Here is a 15,956-nt window from a genome sequence, read left to right on the forward strand (position 1 = left end):
CGCACGCTGGCGCGGAAAGCCGAGCCTCGCTGCCAACAACTTTGCGGAGTTGCGCCAGTGGATCGCGTCGAACGGCGGCAAGGTGAACCTCGCCAACGCGGGGCTCGGCTCCGCATCGCACCTGTGCGGCCTGATGCTCCAGGGCGCGCTGAAGACGAGCATGACGCCCGTGCCCTACAAAGGAACCGCGCCTGCAATGACGGACCTCATCGGCGGCCAGGTCGATGTGATGTGCGAACAGGCGACCAATGCGGTGCCGCAGATCGAGGGAAAGAAGGTCAAGGTCTACGGCATCACCAGCTTGCAGCGGCTCCCGCTCGCGGCGCTGAAGGACACGCCGACCCTGTCCGAAGCCGGACTCAAGGACTTCAACGTCCAGGTTTGGCACGGCTTGTACGCACCGCGTGGCACGCCTGCCGCAGTGCTCGCCAAGCTCAACGCCGCACTGCGCATCGCGCTGAAAGATCCTGATCTGATCAAGCGGGAGGAGGCGCTCGGCCTCACCGTCGTCAATGACGACCGGCTCGACCCCGCGGCCCACAGGAAATACCTTCAAGCTGAAATGGCGCGGTGGTCGAAGGTGATCAAGGACGCTGGCGAATACGCCGACTGATGCGACGAGGGCGGCGGGCTGACAGCGCCCGCGCTTTCCGTTGGATGGCATGGCGGGTCGGTCGGCACGGCGGTTCATCCATCAGCGCGTGGATGCCCCAACCGCTCCTGCAGGAACTCGATGAACCGCAGCGTCTTGGCTGGCAGCAGCCGGGTTTCGGTCAGCGCATACACCGGCACCGGCTCTCCATGCCAATCCGGCAGGATGCGACGCAGACGCCCTTGGGCCAGGTCGTCGGCCGCCACACCTTCGGCCAGCAGCGCGATCCCCTGGTCGTGCACCGCGAGGCTGCGGTACATGCCGACGCTGGTGACGGTGAAGCGCCGGCCGATGCGCACCTCGGCCGTTGCCTCGTCGTTGTGCAGCACCCAGGGGCCGGACTTCGGGAAGCCAAGGCACTCGTGCTGCTGCAGCTCGGCGGGATCGCGCGGTTCGCCGGCCGTCTTCAGGTAGCCCGGCGATGCGTAGAGACAAGGCGTCAGCCGCGCCAGCAGACGCGCGATCAGCGTCGAACTGGGTTGCTCTCCCATGCGAATGGCGACGTCGAAGGGCTCGGCCACAAGGTCCACATTGCGTGGGCTGAGGTCCAGGTCGAATGCGATGCCCGGATAGCGGCGCGCGAACTCCGCGATCAGCGGTGCCAGGTAGATGGTCGCGAAGTCCACCGGCAATGACGCACGCAGCACGCCGGTGGGCTGGGCCAGCATCTCGCCCAATTGCTCATGCGCGATGCGCGCCTCCTCGACGATGCGCCGGCAACGCTCGTAGTAGAGCTGCCCCGCCTCGGTCAGTTCGATCCTGCGCGTCGTGCGATGCAGCAGGCGCAGGCCGATCACCTTTTCCAGCGCCCCGATGCGGCGCGACAAGGTCGAATTGGGCACCCCCGTGACCTCCGCCGCCCCCCGAAAGCTCTTGGCTTTCACGACCTCCACGAAGAGGGCCATGTCGTTCAGGTATTCCGTGCTCATTGCGCCAATTTTGGATCAATCAATCTCACTAGACCATCTTTATCTCACCGATGGATTAATCGAAGATTGCCTTCTTCTTCAGCGCGACGCACGCGTTCAAGCCAGCTCAGACGGTCTGGGCACTTTTTTCAACCTCATCCGAAATCGCCATGAAACAACTGTTCAACCCCGTCCAAGTCGGCCGCTACACCCTCTCGAACCGCCTCGTGATGGCACCGATGACCCGCTCGCGCGCCGAGTTCGATGGCACGCCCAAGGCGCTGGCCGTCACCTACTACGCGCAGCGCGCCACCGTCGGCCTGATCGTCTCCGAGGGCACGCAACCTTCCGACGACGGGCAGGGCTATCTCTGCACCCCCGGCATCTACACCGATGCCCAGGTCGCCGGCTGGAAGGCCATCACGCAGGCCGTGCACGACAAGGGCTCGCGCCTCTTCATCCAGCTCATGCACGCGGGGCGCATGTCCCATCCCGACAACACGCCGCACCACCGTCAGCCGGTCGCCCCCTCGGCCATCGCCCCCGGCGCGCCGATGTTCACCATGACCGGCATGCAGCCCATTCCCGAGCCCCGTGCGCTGACCACCGATGAGATTCGCCAGACGGTGGCGGACTTCCGCCTGGCCGCGCGCCGGGCCATCGAAGCAGGTGCCGACGGGGTCGAGATCCACGGCGCAAACGGCTATCTCATCCAGCAGTTCTTCGCCCCGAGCGCCAACACCCGCACCGACCTGTACGGTGGGTCGGTCGAGAACCGCGCCCGCTTCGCGATCGAGGTGGCCGCAGCGATCGCAGAAGAAATCGGCGCGGACCGGACCGCCATTCGTTTGTCTCCCGGCGCCAAGCTCGGGGGCATCGACGAAGGCTCCGAAGCGCCGGCCCTGTACCGCCATCTGATCACCGAACTCGCCAAGCTGGGCCTGGCCTACGTGCATGTGATGCACGTAGGCGACGAGGCCCTGGTGGCAGACATCCGCAAGCTCTGGCGCGGCACGCTCATCGTGAACCGCCCGTCGCGCGCACGCGAACAGATCGGCACCGACCTGGCGTCGGGCCTGGCCGAGCTCGAAGCCTATGGACAGATGGTGCTGGCCAACCCCGACTTCGTCGAACGCCTCCAGACCCACGCACCGATGAACCCACCAGACCACGCCACCTACTACGGCGGCGACGCCAAGGGCTACACCGACTACGCCAGCCTGAGCGGCGCAGCAGCCTGACACCGCGCTGCGAGACGCATCCACCGGGTTCTGCGCGGTGGTGCGTCCCGCGTATCACCTTCAGCTGCCTGCGGTGCTGGCCCCCATGCCTACGGGAAAAGAACGGCGCCCCCGCGATTGAGGTCCGCCAGCAAGACGCCCTGAACATAGACGGCATAGTCCGCGAAGAACATCGCTGCGCCCCCGCTCGCTCCGGTAGGAACACTCAGGCCCGAGTAGAAAAATCCCTGGCTCGCCTGGTCGTTGAGTCGCGCGAGCCCTGCGGGCGTGTTGATATCGACCGGGCCCCCAGGCATTTCATCCGAGAAGCGATAGGCCACTGCCGCGGGCCTGCTGCTGTCGAGCTCGTAGGTGTTGAAAACACCTCGAACGGGCTGTCCGCTGCGGTTCGCAAAATACTCGAAGTAGCCCTTGTAGCGGAATCCGGTTTGACCGCGGCTGTTGAGTTGCGGCTTCGGATCGGAGACGACCGGTTCGAACGCGTAACTGTAGGTCGCCCCTGCGGCTGCAGAGCTTTTGACGACGATCGCATTCACGCTCGGGCTGAGACCCAGCTCCGTGTTCAGGAAGCGATAGCCTTCCTGCCCCAACGCGTTCAACCGGGCGATGAAGTCTGCCGGCATCATCAGATCGAAGCTGAATTTTTGATAGGTGTAGGTGGCGGGCTGACTTTCGTTCTTCACCAGAATGAAGCTGGCCTTGCGGATGGCATTGAGCGAATCGTCCAGCGTATGCGTCTCCCCCACCAGGTGGTGCAGCACGTAGCCTTTGGCGCCCTCGTCTTCCAACCGCTGCAGCAGCGCGTTGCTGGCCCCGTCCCAGCCATCGCGACCTGAGAAGGTGAGCGTGAATTCCTTGTAGCTGTATTTGTCGTTGGCGGCCTGCGGATTGACATAGAGAGAGTTGCTTCCGACGGGACGCAGTCGGACGCTGCCTTTGGCGCCTTGGTCGTTCAGTTGCTGCACGACGGCCGGCACCGAGGCAATGTAGGAATCCTTGTCGCCGTCCCAGGCAGACGGGAACGTCTCATATTGCGCGGGTGCAGGTGTTCCGGGTTCCTGGGTTCCAGGTCCCTGCGTCCCGGGCACTTGCGTTCCAGGCCCTTGTGTTCCGGGGTCGTCCGTTCCAGGCCCGATAAGCCCCACGGGGAAGCCACCGCCACCTCCGCCCCCGCTGCCACCCCCGCATGCCGCAAGCATCAAGGCGACTGCCGTTGCAGCAGCCACTGCAGATTTTCTGAATTTCATTCCCTTGCCTTTCAATTTTGTCGAAGCCAATGCTGCCGAGATGGCAACGTTGTCCATGGCGATCGGTCCTCCCAACGTGGCCCGTCAGATCACCGTCGACGTTTGTATGGCCGTCGGGAGAAATTTCCCCATGCCGAAAGTCACAACGACCTGAAAGCTATGTGAAATCGATTTTTTGTCATGAGTAAGTTATGACTAATTTGAAGCATGTGATCGGAAGAGAGACGGTGTCTTCCCTTTCCAATATCGAGAGGGTTCGCATGACGATTCTGGATTTGCCTCACCGATCTATTCTTCTCACCTGATTTTGAAAAGTAGCGCCTTGGCAAGGCGTCTTTGAAACCGGCATCGGCCCACCAGGCGAACAGCGCCGTGGCAATGACGCGGCAGACAATCAGGTAACCGGCGACGGGTCTCTGAAGTGACGGGTTGCCGGAGAAAAAATCCGCGTCTGCCCCGTGACGGATGTCAGTTCTGCCATCGCCTGCAGGAGCGAAGCGGCGCTCACAGGCTTGAACAACATCGGCACCCCCGAGGACTGTGCACGCCGCAGTTGCTGCGGGGCCGTCTCGCCCGTGATCAGGAGCAGGGGAATGTCGAGCTGAAAGCGCTCGAGCAGGCGCAGGCCGACCTCGAGTCCATCTCCCCCATCGGCCAGCCGGTAGTCGCACAAGAGCATCGAGAACGGACGGCTTTTCGCATCCGGGTGCGTCAATGCTTCGACCGCATGCGATTCGTCCGTCACTGCCACCACATCGACGGCGTGTGCACGCAGCAGTGCCGCCATGGCCAGGCGAATCTCCGCTTCGTCGTCGATCAGCAGCACGGGCCCGGGCAGGTTCGGCGCAGCAAGGCTGCGATGCGCGGGAATCTCCAGTTCATCGAGCAGCAGTTCGGCCGGCGCGGTGATCGCTGCCTCGGCTTGCGGCAGGACCACGCGGAAATGCGTGCCGCGCCCCGGTCGTGAGTGCACCTCGATCGGGTGAGACATCAGGTGCGACAGGCGCTTGACGATCGACAGCCCGATCCCGAGTCCGCGCGCCCGGTCGCGGCCGGGGTTGTCGATCTGATAGAACTCTTCGAAGATGCGGCTCAACTGTTCGGGGGCAATGCCGACGCCGGTGTCGCGAACCTCCAGCCACACCTTGTCTCCTCGCCGCCGCGCGACCACGCTCACACCGCCCTCATGGGTGTACTTCAAGGCGTTTTCGACCAGATTCGAAAGCAGGCGGAACAGCAGCTGGATGTCACTGCGCACCCACATGCCACTGGCACGGATGCGCAATTGCAGACCCTTCTGTTCAGCGTAAGGGGTGAAGGTCTGGTTGAGGACAAGAAGCAGCGCATCGAGTTCCAGTGCCTGCGGTTCGGACACGACCACGCCTGCATCCAGATGCGACACGTCGAGCATGGTGTCCAGCGATGCGCCGAGCGCGTCGACGGCGCGCATCAGGCGTTTGGCATTCGTTCTTTCAGGATGGTCATGCAGTGCGGTTTCCATGGCCGCGCCGAACAGTGCAATGGCATGCATCGGCTGGCGCAGGTCGTGGCTGGCCGCTGCAAGAAAGCGGGTCTTTTCCGCGCTGGCGCGCTCCACGGCAGCGATGCGTTCGCGCAACTGTGCGGCGAGCATCTCGTTCTCGAACTGCAACATCAAGGAGGCTGTCAGCCGCTTGTTCTGCTTCACCCCTTCGTGCAGTGTCAGTACCAGATTGGCAAAACTGAAAAGCGCCAGAAACCAGTGCAGCGTGCCACCGTGCCAGATCAGGGCAAGAATCAGCCCGCCCATCACGGGGATGCCGCAGCCGAACATGGCCCCCTTGATCGGCCAACGGGCCTGAATGGCCCGGGTCCAACTGACCATGATCACGACGATCACGACGGTCGTCATCGCCGGGGTCTGGATGAGCACGAGGAACAAGGCGCAGGGCAGCGCCGTGGTCACGCTGACCAGCGTGACGATCCACGTGTACCGGCGTGCCCAATAGCGGCTTTCGGACAAGGGGACATCCGGCGTCCACCGCGGAGAAAGCAAGGCATACAGGTTCATCGACACGACGGCGGCGACCATGCCGATCACCAGCAGGTGGTGGGTCGAATCGATGTTGAAGTAGCCGAAGATGCCAATGGCAATGGCGAAGCCGATGTGCGCACAGGTGGCCGTCGTGTGTGCGGCATACACCGAGGCCACGTGTTCGCGGAGCACCCGATGGTCCAGATCGGCGGCCGCCGGGGCCTGATGCATCGATCGGGCAGCGTCATTCATGAATTGGGCCCTTCCTTCTTCCTTTTTTCTTCGACGATCGCGTTGCACCTCCTCCGGTGAATCAACGCAGGCTGCTGATCAGTTCCGCCCGCGATTGCACACCGAACAGCAAGAGGATCGTCGAAACATAGTTCTTCACCGTGCCTTCGCGCAACTCGGCCAACAGTGCGATCTCCTTGTTGGACTTGCCTTCGAGAATCATCTGCAGCACACGCGCCTGGCTTCCCGTCAGCGAGCTCAGGGCGCCGCCGGCGGAACGGCGAGGCGCCCGGGCAACCCACCTGGACGTACCTGGCAGGCCATCGACAACGTTCCGCCCGATCAGACCGCAGGCACGGATGAAACTCACCACCTCCTTGAGGTTGGCCGACTTCGGCAAGAACGCGCTGGCGCCCTGAGCCAGCGCACTTTGGGCAATGGCGTTCTGGGCCAGCGCGGTGGCGCCGGCGCCCGACAACGCGACCACGCGCGCCTGCGGATAACGCTGGAGAAAAACGGACACGCCGCTCAGGCCTGGTGTGTCAGGAAGCGCCAGATCGAGCAACACCAACCCGATGCTCGCCTGAGAGCGCTCATACACAGCCAGTGCCTGCGCCATGCTGCTGGCTTCGAAGACCTCGATTGCAGGCCCGTGGGGCGACGCTTGCGCCTGGAGCAAGGCACGCACGCCCAGGCGCACCAGGTCGTGGTCGTCCACGATCAGGATGGCTGACGCCCGGGTCGACACAGGAATGCTCATGGCGCGCATGTTAGGGTCATGCGCCGCCGGCTGAAAGTGACGAAAGTCAACTCGTCAGCAGACCTTTACGCCTTCTTCAGTCCGATCTGCTGGGCGATCTGCCCAAACCGCGCAAGGTCTGACCGGGCCCGCGCCGCTGCCTCAGCAGGCGAGCTCCCCATCGGCATCCACCCCGCCTCAATCAACCTTTTCCGCGTCTCAGGCCGCGCCATGCCCTCAACGATCACCGCATGGAGCCTGTCGATGACGGCCTGCGGCGTGCCCTTCGGCGCCGCCAGGCCGAACCACCCCGAAGTCACGAAGCCCGGCAGCCCCGCCTCCTGCGCCGTGGGCACGCCGGGCAGCGATTCGCTGCGCTCGCGCGTCGTGACGAACAGCGCGCGCACCTTGCCGGCCTGCACGTTCGCGACCTGCGCGGCGGCGTTGTCGATCATGGCGTCGATGTGGCCGCCGAGCAGGTCGGCGATGGCGCCGGTGCCGCCCTTGTAGGGAACGACGTTGGCCGAGATGCCGGCCTCCTTCATGAACATCATCTGCGTCAGGTGGGCCTGTGTGCCCACGCCTGCATTCGCGAACGAAACCTTTCCCGGGTTCGCCTTGGCATGCGCGATGAACTCCTTGAGGGTGCGCGCGGGGAAGTCCGGCTTCGTCACGACCACGAAGGGAATGTCGACCAGGATCATGATCGGCGCGAGGTCTTCCACCGGCTTGTACTTCAGGTCGTACAGGTAGGGGTTGACGGCCATCGTTCCGCTGGCCATGAGCACCAGCGTGTGCCCGTCCGGGTTGGCGCGCACCACCTGCTGCAGCGCCATCGATCCACCGGCACCCGGCTTCGCATCCACGATGACCGGCTGGCCGAGCGCCTTGGCCATGAGGTCGGCAATCTGGCGCGTCATGGCGTCGGTGGCGCCGCCGGCCGCGTAGGGAAAGACGATGGTGATCGGCTTGCTGGGATAACCCGGCCCGGCCGCTCGCGCCGCGGTGGCGAGCGATGCCGCACACACAAACGCGGCAGCATTCAGCACGAAGGTTCGGCGAGGGATCGTCATGCGGGCATCTCAACGTATCGGAGCGAAAGAAGCAAGGGTGCGGCCTGTTCGGCGAAGCGCATCAGCGCGGGCACCATGTCGGGCTGGTACCAGTGCTCCTGGTGCAGGAGGTTCAGCGAACCAATGGTGCCGCCGCCGTGCCGGACCGGCACGTTGATGGCAGACCGGCAGCCCAGCGTGTCGATCAGCGCATGGTCGGGAAACGCGCGGCGACAGGCTTCCTGATCCGAGCAGATGCGCGCTCGACCACCCTGCACCACCTCGCGAAAGAAGTCGTTATCGTGGTGCAGCGGCTTGGTGCCACCGCACGGATAGGCCACCGCATCGCTCGTGTACAGGCGCCGGGAGGCCGCAAGGCCGGGCTCGATCGCCAGCACCGTGAAGAGCCGGTGCCCCGGAGACCGTCGCAGCGCGTGGTCCAAGGCCTCGAAGGAAAGCTGCGCCATGTCACTCACTGCGCAATGCCCAGCTTGTCGATGATGGGCCCCCAAGCGGCCGACTCGCGCTGCGTGAACTTCAGGACATCAGCCGGCGTCGACTTGACGCCGATCAGCATCTGGCCGGCCAGGCGTTCCTTCATCTCGGGCGTGTCCAGGGCCTTGTTGATCTCGGCGTTGAGCCGCGCGACCGCGTCGCCGGGTGCGCCCGCGCGCGCCACCAGGGAGTACCAACCGGGCACCTCCATGTCGATGCCCAGCTCCTTGAACGTGGGCACGTCGGGCAGCTGCGGCAGCCGCTTTTCGCCAGTCACGGCCAGCGGCACCAGCTTGCCGCTCTTGACCAGCGGCACGACACCGACGGGGACGGTCGTCATCACCGGCGTGTCGCCCGCCATCACGCTGGTCAGCGCGTTGGGGCCGCCGGCGCCGCTGATGGGCACGTGCTGCATCTGGATGCCGGTGCGCGACTTCAGCAGCTCGCTCGCAAGGTGCGTGGAGTTGCCGATGCCGGCGGATGCAAAGCTGAGCCGCTGCGGCTCGGCCTTGGCCATCTTGATGAGGTCCGGCAGCGTCTTCACGCCCAGGCTCGGCGACACGACCGTCACGAACGGGGTGTTCGCGATGACGGCGACGCCGGTGAAGTCGCGCGCCGGCTGGTGCCCCAGCGACTTGTACAGGTGCGGGTTCCACGACATGTTGGAGACGCCGGCCAGGAACAGCGTGTAGCCGTCCGCAGGCTGCGAGAGCACATAGGCCGCGGCCAGCGTGCCGTTGGCGCCGGGCCGGTTCTCCACCACGACGCTCTGCCCGATGCTCTTGCCGAGCACGTCGGCCAGCGTGCGCGCCAGCGTGTCCGGCCCCGAGCCGGCAGGCTGCGGAACCACGACCTTGATCGGCTTGGAAGGAAATCCCTGCGCGAAGGCGGGTGCGGCGAGCAGCGAAGCTGCAACGGCCAGCGCGGAAAGCATGGTGCGGCGGGTGGTCATGATGAAGTCAAGGTCGATGGTTGCGAAAGGTGTGAGCGGTCTCAACCGACGGTGGCGTAGTCGAGCGACTTGGGCGTGGCGGTGAGCACGCGCGGCGTCGCGCCCACCACGACCGTGTCGTCGATGCGAAAGCCGCCCACGCCGTAGACATACAGGCCGGGCTCGGCCGAATAGACCTCGTTGTCCAACAGCGGACGCTGGCTGAATGCCATGTCCTCCGGGTACTCGTGGTGCACGATGCCGATGGCGTGGCCCGTGCGGTGACGGATGCAGTCGGTAAAACCGGCGCGCTCGATCACGGCCTGCGCCGCCGCGTCGATCCCGCACACGGGCCGGCCTGTCACGGCCGCGCCGATGGCCGCATCGGTCGCGTCGCGCGCGGCCGTCCACAGCGCCTTCTTCTGTTCGTCGGGACGTCCGCAGAACCAGGTGCGCTCGTTCTCGATCGTCAGGCCGTTGAGCCGGGGAATGACGATGTTGACGAGCACGTCGCCTTCGCGGATCCGCGCGCCGCAGGAGGCACCGTCGCCGTGCGGCGACGCCGACGCCGGGCCGCTGAGCGTCCAGCACCGCACGACCTCGAACTGCTCGCCGGGGAAGCGCTCGGCAGCCTCCTGCACGAACAGGCTGGCCATGGCGCAGTCCATCTCCTGCACCAGGCGGCCGGGCTTGATGGCTTCGCGGTAGCGGTCCTGCAGCCAGTCGGTCAACCCGGCCATGGCCTGCATCACGGCCAGTTCCTCGGCATGCTTCTGCCAGCGCAAGCTGCGCACTTCCGTGGTGGCGACGCGCACGTTCAGGTCGGGCAGCAAGCGCTGCACGGCGGCCATCACGCCGCTGCCGGCATCGAGCGCGATGCGCGAGCGGCGCAGGCCGGCGCGGCTCAGGCGCTCGGCAAGGATCTCGGGGAGCTGCGACACGAGCGGCAGGCGGTTGCTCACCATCGGATGCTCGGCATAGAACGTCACGTCGGTGATCCACACCTTGTGGGCTTCCATCGAAAAGCGCATGTGGTTCGTGGACAGCTCGTTCATGACCAGGAAGCCCTCGCCCTGGCGCGGCACGACCGCGAAGATCGGCCGCTCCCACGGCTGCACGTCGGTGTGGAAGTTGGTGGCGAACTGAAAGAAATCCGCAGTCGTGAACACCAGCGCATCGACGGCGAGTTCGTCCATCAACCGGACCATCTGGTCGTGGCGGTACCGCCAGACGGCTTGCGTCAGCTTGGGCATGTGTCGTTTCCTTGAAGGGGCCGGAGGCATCCGGCGGGTTGTGTTCTGAACAGCTCGGGGTGCGGGCTACAGCGCGTCGAACTCGACCACGCCGGCCTTCATCACCAGGGGAATGCGCTCGCCCTGCCCCAGCAGGCAATCGAGGTTGCGCATCGGGTCGCCATCGACCAGCAGCAGGTCGGCCAGTGCGCCGGGAATCAGCCGGCCGAGCCGGTCGCTCATGCCCAGCACCTCGGCGCCGATGAGCGTGGCGCTGGCGATGATCTCGGCCGGCGACAGCACCTGCGCGCGCAGGCGGAACTCGTCGCTCTGCAGGCGATGCGACTCGCCCAGCAGGTCGGTGCCGAAGCCCATCTTCACGCCCGCCGACTTGTAGATCTCGAGCGAGCGCAGCCCGGCGCCGCGCACGTCTTCCACCTTGGCCACGCTGGCGGGTGGCAGCCCCAGGGCCGCGCCTTCGTTGGCGAGCGCGTCGTAGGTCACCAGCGTGGGCACCACGTAAGCGCCGTGCTCGGCCATGAGCGCCGCGGTGGGCGCATCGACGAGGTTGCCGTGCTCGATCGTGCGCACGCCGCAGCGCACCACGCGCTGGATCGCGGCCGGGGTGTAGGCGTGGGCCAGCACGTAGGTGTTGCGGGCCGCCGCTTCGCCGACGATGGCGCGGATCTCGTCCTCGCTGTAGCCCAGCGCGTCGACCGGGTCGGTGGGCGATGCCACGCCGCCGCCGGCCATGATCTTGATCTGGTCCGCGCCCATCTGCAGTTCTTCGCGCGCGGCCTTGCGCACGGCGTCCACGCCGTCGGCCACGCGGGCGAGCATGCCCACGCGGGCGCAGTTGGGGCACACGCCGTTGGCGATCAGATAGTCGGAGCGCGCACGGCCGTCGCCATGGCCGCCGGTCTGGCTCAGTGCGCGGCCCGAGACGAACAGGCGCGGCCCCTGCGCCAGCCCCGACTGCACGGCCTGCTTGAACGCATCGCCCGCACCGGCGGCGTCGCGCACCGTCGTGAAGCCGCGGCGCAGCATGCCGCGCAAAATCGGCAGGCTGCGCAGCGTCACCAGCACGTTCGGCATCTGCGCCTGGCGCTGCAGGTTCAGGTCGATGGCCACCACATGCACATGCAGGTCGATCAGGCCGGGCATCACGGTCTTGCCGGCGGCGTCGATGACCCGCGCATCGCGCGCCACGATCGGCCGGTCGGACACCTCGCGGATGGTGTCACCCTCGATCAGGATGTCGTGGCGGTCCTGCAGCTCGGGCTTCAGCGGATCGAGCAGGCGGGCGTTCTTGACGAGGATCTGGGTCATGGGGTCTGTTTGCCGGGTTCCGGGGCATGGGCGGTAAGGAATGACGGGATCGTAGGATCGCGTCACAATTCCGAAAAATTTATATGCTGAATCCATTCCATTGATGGAATGAATGGTTTCAGCCTCCTGCCCATGAACTACCGCAACGCCGATCTCAACCTGCTGAAGGTCTTCGAAGCCCTCATGAACGAAGGCAACGTGACGCGCGCCGCATCCAAGCTGTCGCTCACGCAGCCCACGGTCAGCAATGCGCTGCGCCGGCTGCGCGAAACCTACGGCGACCCCTTGTTCGTGCGCAACGGCGCCGGCATCCGCCCGACGCGGCGCGCGACGGAGTTGTGGGCGCCGCTGGCGCGCTCGCTGCGCACCATCCGGGGCACGCTCGAGGGCGAGAGCTTCGATGCCTCGCAAAGCGACGCCCGCCTGACGGTCTCGATGACCGACTACGTAGCCTGCATCGTCGCGCCGCGGCTGCTCGAGCGGCTCGGCGAACTCGCACCGGGCATGCGCCTGCACACGCACCCCGGCACGGTGGTGGACTTCGCCCAATCGCTGGACGACAACCGCGCCGACTTCGCCATCGGCGCCTACAACGACGACGTGCAGCGCCCCGGCTTCATGCGCTCACGCCGGCTGTGGTCGGTCGACTTCGCCTGCTTCATGCGCAACGACCATCCGTTGGCGAAGCTGGACAAGATTCCGCTGAAGAAATTTCTGGCCGCACGCCATCTCGACGTGAGCCTGGCGGGCCGTGTCGGCGGCATCTACGACCGCGTGCTGCAAAGTCGCGGCCTGCAGCGCAACCTGGTCTCTACGGTGAGCCACTACTCCGCAGCCTATGAGGCCGTGCGCCGCTCCGACCTCATCGCCGTGCTGCCCTGGTCCGAGGGCCTGGAGACGGTGCGCATGACGGGCCTGAAGCGCGTGGCGCCACCGCTGGCGGCGCCGGCGCGCACCGTCGAGCTGGTCTGGCACGAGCGGCACGAGACCTCGGCGCTGCACCAGTGGTTCATTGCCTTGGTGGTCGAGATGCTGGCGCGGGAGCCGCAGCCGCGCGCGGCCCGCGCTCGTCGCTAAACATCGGAGAGCGATTCAGGCCGTCGCTGCCCGGCGCGACAGCACCTGCAGCAGGTTCTTCGCAGCACCCACGCCCATGTTCACATAGGCATCTCTCGTCACGCCGCCGATGTGCGGACTCAGCACGATGTGCTTGTCGCCCTGGAACGGGTGGCCGGGCGCCATGGGTTCGACCGCGAAGCTGTCGAGCCCGGCCATGGCGACCTGGCCCGCGTGCAGCGCTGCGAGCAGGGCCTCCTCGTCGATCAGGCCGCCGCGCGCCGTGTTGACGACGATCACGCCCCGCTTGCATTGCGCCAGAGTCTGCGCGTTGAGCAACCCCCGGTTGTCTTCGGTCAGCGGGCAGTGCAGCGAGATCGCATCCGATTCGCGCCAGAGGGTGGCAAGGTCCACGGCCTGCACATGCGCCGGCAGGTCCTTGGCGAAGGGATCGAATCCGAGCACACGCATGCCGAGGGCATCCGCCATGCGCGCGAAGCGCAGGCCGATGGCACCCAGCCCGACGAGGCCGATGGTGCGCCCGCCGAGTTCGAGGCTCTTGTGCGTGGCCTTGTCCCAGTGGCCGGCGTGCATGCGTGCGTCCAGGGCCACCACCGATTTCGCGCAGGCCAGCAGCAAGGCGAGCGCCTGCTCGGCGACGGCCGCGGCGTTGGCGCCCACGGCCGCGACGACCTCGATGCCGCGCGCGCTCGCAGCCGCTTTGTCGATCGTGTCGGTGCCGCTGCCGTGCTTCGAGATCACCTGGAGCGAAGGCGCCGCGTCCATCACGGCCGCACCCACCTTGCCGTAGCGCACGATGATGGCCACCGGATCGTGCGTGCGGCACAGGGCGACCAGGTCTTCTTCGGTCGGCGTCTTGCCTGCGTAGACGACCTCGTGCCCCGCGAGCAGCGCGAGCGCTTGCGGCGCGAGGTCGGCGCCGGTCACCAGAATGGCGGTCACAGCGTTTCGCCTTCCTTCAGCACGCCAGCCGTGCGCAAGGCCGACACGAGCCATTTGGCGGCCGTGTCGCCCTGCTTGATGGCCGCGATGCGCGCGGCCTCGTCCTTGACCTTCTTGGCGGCCAGCGGCAGCAGCGATTCGATCTTCTCGCGCTCCACCACGACCACGCCGTCGCCGTCGCCGATCACGAAGTCGCCGGCGTTCACGGTGACGCCGCCGATCGACACCGGGTGGCCGATGCGTCCGCCGATGTGCTTGGTCGGCCCGTTCGGGTTCGTGCCCACCGAGAAGACCGGGAAGTCCATCTCGTCGATCTCCAGGCTGTCGCGGCACGCGCCGTCCATCACGACGCCGGCGATGCCGAGCTGCTTGCAGGCCGTCATCATGATGGTGCCCATGAGCGCCGAGGTCTGGTCGCCCTTGCCGTCGATCACCAGCACGTCGCCCGGTTGGGCCATCGCGATGGCGGCATGGATCATGAGGTTGTCGCCCGGGCGCACTTCGACCGTGAGCGCCGTGCCCGCCAGCTTCATGCGCGGCCGCAGCGCCTTGATGCGGCCGTCGAGCGCGCCGCGCCGGCCGGCCACGTCGGCCAGGATCGCGGGCTGCAACTCAGCGGCCTGCGCCACGAGATGGGAAGGCACGCGTTCAAAGTCGCGAATGATGTCGGGAAGTGTGGAGGACATGGGCTTCTTTCTGGGATGAAGAGGGGTGCCGACGCGGGCATGGCTGCGCCCAGGCAACGCTCAGTGCGTACCCCTTGGCGTGTCGCCGCGTCAGTGAGTTAGGTCAGTCGACCTTGGCGCCGGATTCCTTGACGATCGGCGCCCAGCGCACGATGTCGTCGCGGATCAGCTTGGCGAATTGCTCGGGCGTTCCACCCAGCGCATCGGAGCCCTGACTGGCGAGCTTCTTCTTGACTTCCGGGTCCTGCAGCGCCTTGTTGAACGCGCCGTTCACCTTGGTCACCACGTCCTTCGGCAGGCCAGCAGGCCCCGCAATGCCGAACCAGGTCACGGCCTCGAAACCCTTGAAGCCCGACTCGGCGACCGTGGGCACGGCCGGCAGGTCGGCGGTGCGCTTGGCCGAGGTGACGGCCAGCACGCGCATCTTTCCGTTCTTGACGTAGCCGATCAGCGTCGGCACGGAAGACATGTACATCTGGATCTGGCCGCCGATGAGGTCGGTCGAGCCTTGCGCGGCGCCCTTGTACGGCACGTGCGTGAACTTCACGCCGGCGGTCTTCTGGAGCAGCTCCGTGGCCAGGTGCGCGACCGTCCCGCTGCCGGAGCTGGCGTAGTTCAGCGCTTCGGGCTTGGCCTTGGCCGCGGCCACCACGTCGGCGAGCGTCTTGTAGGGCGAGTCCGCCGCCACCACGAGCGCCAGGGGCGCGCTGGCCACCGTGACGATCGGGGTCAGGTCCTTTTCGGGGTTGTAGGGCAGCTTGGGGTACAGCGTGGGGTTGATCGCCAGGTTGCTCGTCTGGCCCAGGACGAGCGTGTAGCCGTCGGGTGTCGACTTCGCCGCCGCGTCCACGCCGAGGTTGCCGCCCGAGCCCGGCTTGTTGTCGATGATGATCGACCAGCCATTGGCCACGGCCACCTTGTTGGCGACTTCACGCGCAATCAGGTCCGTGCCTCCGCCCGCAGGAAACGGCACGATGAGCTTGATGGCCCGCGAGGGATAGGCCGCCTGCGCCGACGCCGGCGAAGGCACCAGCAGCATCGCTGCGGCAACGGCAGCGGTGGCGGCCACGAAGCCGGTGAAGCGGCCCGAGGCCGTGGCGGGGAAAGCGCGATGCATGTCTTGTCTCCAGTTTTTTCGTCCGCTTCGCAGGAGCGCGGGCGGCGTGTTCGATGGAGGCAA

General features: G+C 66.3%; 14 protein-coding genes and 1 pseudogene. 3 read left to right on the forward strand and 12 right to left on the reverse strand.

The genetic code is table 11. The annotated features are described in order from the left end of the window. Positions 1-13 precede the first annotated feature (13 nt). Positions 14-613 (forward strand): annotated as a pseudogene (locus CLU95_RS03550) (tripartite tricarboxylate transporter substrate-binding protein); the annotation flags it as partial. Positions 614-687: 74 nt separating this feature from the next. Here the strand turns inward: CLU95_RS03550 and CLU95_RS03555 are convergent. Next, the gene (locus tag CLU95_RS03555) at positions 688-1,581 is read right to left on the reverse strand and encodes a LysR family transcriptional regulator (protein ID WP_099790492.1); all 894 of its coding nucleotides are present in this window, start codon (positions 1,579-1,581) and stop codon (positions 688-690) included. Positions 1,582-1,730: 149 nt separating this feature from the next. On the opposite strand from CLU95_RS03555, the gene CLU95_RS03560 reads away from it, so the two are divergent. Further along, positions 1,731-2,801 carry an alkene reductase gene (locus CLU95_RS03560; RefSeq protein ID WP_099790494.1) on the forward strand — a complete coding sequence of 357 codons (1,071 nt, stop codon included), beginning with the start codon at positions 1,731-1,733 and terminating at the stop codon, positions 2,799-2,801. A gap of 89 nt (positions 2,802-2,890) precedes the next feature. On the opposite strand, the gene CLU95_RS03565 is transcribed toward CLU95_RS03560, so the two are convergent. The 8 genes from CLU95_RS03565 to CLU95_RS03600 form a co-directional block, all read right to left on the reverse strand. Further along, the gene (locus CLU95_RS03565) at positions 2,891-4,105 is read right to left on the reverse strand and encodes a hypothetical protein (protein WP_143605938.1); all 1,215 of its coding nucleotides are present in this window, start codon (positions 4,103-4,105) and stop codon (positions 2,891-2,893) included. A gap of 337 nt (positions 4,106-4,442) precedes the next feature. Then, complete coding sequence (locus tag CLU95_RS03570) at positions 4,443-6,314, reverse strand: ATP-binding response regulator (RefSeq protein ID WP_099790498.1); 1,872 nt, start codon at positions 6,312-6,314, stop codon at positions 4,443-4,445. 61 nt (positions 6,315-6,375) lie between these two features. Continuing rightward, complete coding sequence (locus CLU95_RS03575; protein ID WP_257214526.1) at positions 6,376-7,053, reverse strand: response regulator transcription factor; 678 nt, start codon at positions 7,051-7,053, stop codon at positions 6,376-6,378. A gap of 65 nt (positions 7,054-7,118) precedes the next feature. Further along, complete coding sequence (locus CLU95_RS03580) at positions 7,119-8,105, reverse strand: Bug family tripartite tricarboxylate transporter substrate binding protein (RefSeq protein WP_099790502.1); 987 nt, start codon at positions 8,103-8,105, stop codon at positions 7,119-7,121. Beyond that, on the reverse strand, positions 8,102-8,551 hold the full coding sequence (locus CLU95_RS03585; RefSeq protein ID WP_099790504.1) for a GAF domain-containing protein: 450 nt from the start codon (positions 8,549-8,551) through the stop codon (positions 8,102-8,104). Before CLU95_RS03585 ends, CLU95_RS03580 begins: the two co-directional genes overlap by 4 nt. Positions 8,552-8,556: 5 nt before the next feature. After that, positions 8,557-9,531 carry a Bug family tripartite tricarboxylate transporter substrate binding protein gene (locus CLU95_RS03590; RefSeq protein ID WP_099790506.1) on the reverse strand — a complete coding sequence of 325 codons (975 nt, stop codon included), beginning with the start codon at positions 9,529-9,531 and terminating at the stop codon, positions 8,557-8,559. 41 nt (positions 9,532-9,572) lie between these two features. Further along, positions 9,573-10,763, reverse strand: a complete 1,191-nt coding sequence (locus CLU95_RS03595) for a M24 family metallopeptidase (protein ID WP_099790508.1) — start codon at positions 10,761-10,763, stop codon at positions 9,573-9,575. A 66-nt stretch (positions 10,764-10,829) separates the two neighbouring features. Then, a complete protein-coding gene (locus tag CLU95_RS03600; protein WP_099790510.1) occupies positions 10,830-12,071 on the reverse strand; it encodes a metal-dependent hydrolase family protein in 1,242 nt (413 codons plus the stop codon). 132 nt (positions 12,072-12,203) lie between these two features. Between CLU95_RS03600 and CLU95_RS03605 the strand changes: the two genes are divergently transcribed. Then, positions 12,204-13,148 carry a LysR family transcriptional regulator gene (locus tag CLU95_RS03605; RefSeq protein ID WP_099797097.1) on the forward strand — a complete coding sequence of 315 codons (945 nt, stop codon included), beginning with the start codon at positions 12,204-12,206 and terminating at the stop codon, positions 13,146-13,148. Positions 13,149-13,163: 15 nt separating this feature from the next. Here the strand turns inward: CLU95_RS03605 and CLU95_RS03610 are convergent, their stop codons facing one another. The 3 genes from CLU95_RS03610 to CLU95_RS03620 form a co-directional block, all read right to left on the reverse strand. Further along, the gene (locus CLU95_RS03610; RefSeq protein WP_099790512.1) at positions 13,164-14,090 is read right to left on the reverse strand and encodes an NAD(P)-dependent oxidoreductase; all 927 of its coding nucleotides are present in this window, start codon (positions 14,088-14,090) and stop codon (positions 13,164-13,166) included. Next, complete coding sequence (locus tag CLU95_RS03615; RefSeq protein ID WP_099790514.1) at positions 14,087-14,776, reverse strand: RraA family protein; 690 nt, start codon at positions 14,774-14,776, stop codon at positions 14,087-14,089. The genes CLU95_RS03610 and CLU95_RS03615 overlap by 4 nt, the downstream gene beginning before the upstream one ends. A gap of 103 nt (positions 14,777-14,879) precedes the next feature. Further along, positions 14,880-15,893, reverse strand: coding sequence for a Bug family tripartite tricarboxylate transporter substrate binding protein (locus CLU95_RS03620; RefSeq protein WP_099790516.1), 1,014 nt, complete (start codon positions 15,891-15,893; stop codon positions 14,880-14,882). Positions 15,894-15,956: the final 63 nt, after the last annotated feature.

It is taken from the genome of Variovorax sp. 54 (genome assembly GCF_002754375.1).
GTDB lineage: Bacteria > Pseudomonadota > Gammaproteobacteria > Burkholderiales > Burkholderiaceae_C > Variovorax.

Excerpts from the sequence above, each read along its gene's own strand:
- CLU95_RS03600 (WP_099790510.1), bottom strand. The coding sequence starts at position 12,071 with ATGACCCAGATCCTCGTCAAGAACGCCCGCCTGCTCGATCCGCTGAAG.
- CLU95_RS03605 (WP_099797097.1), top strand. The coding sequence starts at position 12,204 with ATGAACTACCGCAACGCCGATCTCAACCTGCTGAAGGTCTTCGAAGCC.
- CLU95_RS03570 (WP_099790498.1), bottom strand. The coding sequence starts at position 6,314 with ATGAATGACGCTGCCCGATCGATGCATCAGGCCCCGGCGGCCGCCGAT.
- CLU95_RS03575 (WP_257214526.1), bottom strand. The coding sequence starts at position 7,053 with ATGAGCATTCCTGTGTCGACCCGGGCGTCAGCCATCCTGATCGTGGAC.
- CLU95_RS03580 (WP_099790502.1), bottom strand. The coding sequence starts at position 8,105 with ATGACGATCCCTCGCCGAACCTTCGTGCTGAATGCTGCCGCGTTTGTG.
- CLU95_RS03595 (WP_099790508.1), bottom strand. The coding sequence starts at position 10,763 with ATGCCCAAGCTGACGCAAGCCGTCTGGCGGTACCGCCACGACCAGATG.
- CLU95_RS03590 (WP_099790506.1), bottom strand. The coding sequence starts at position 9,531 with ATGACCACCCGCCGCACCATGCTTTCCGCGCTGGCCGTTGCAGCTTCG.
- CLU95_RS03565 (WP_143605938.1), bottom strand. The coding sequence starts at position 4,105 with ATGGACAACGTTGCCATCTCGGCAGCATTGGCTTCGACAAAATTGAAA.
- CLU95_RS03585 (WP_099790504.1), bottom strand. The coding sequence starts at position 8,551 with ATGGCGCAGCTTTCCTTCGAGGCCTTGGACCACGCGCTGCGACGGTCT.
- CLU95_RS03620 (WP_099790516.1), bottom strand. The coding sequence starts at position 15,893 with ATGCATCGCGCTTTCCCCGCCACGGCCTCGGGCCGCTTCACCGGCTTC.
- CLU95_RS03615 (WP_099790514.1), bottom strand. The coding sequence starts at position 14,776 with ATGTCCTCCACACTTCCCGACATCATTCGCGACTTTGAACGCGTGCCT.
- CLU95_RS03555 (WP_099790492.1), bottom strand. The coding sequence starts at position 1,581 with ATGAGCACGGAATACCTGAACGACATGGCCCTCTTCGTGGAGGTCGTG.
- CLU95_RS03560 (WP_099790494.1), top strand. The coding sequence starts at position 1,731 with ATGAAACAACTGTTCAACCCCGTCCAAGTCGGCCGCTACACCCTCTCG.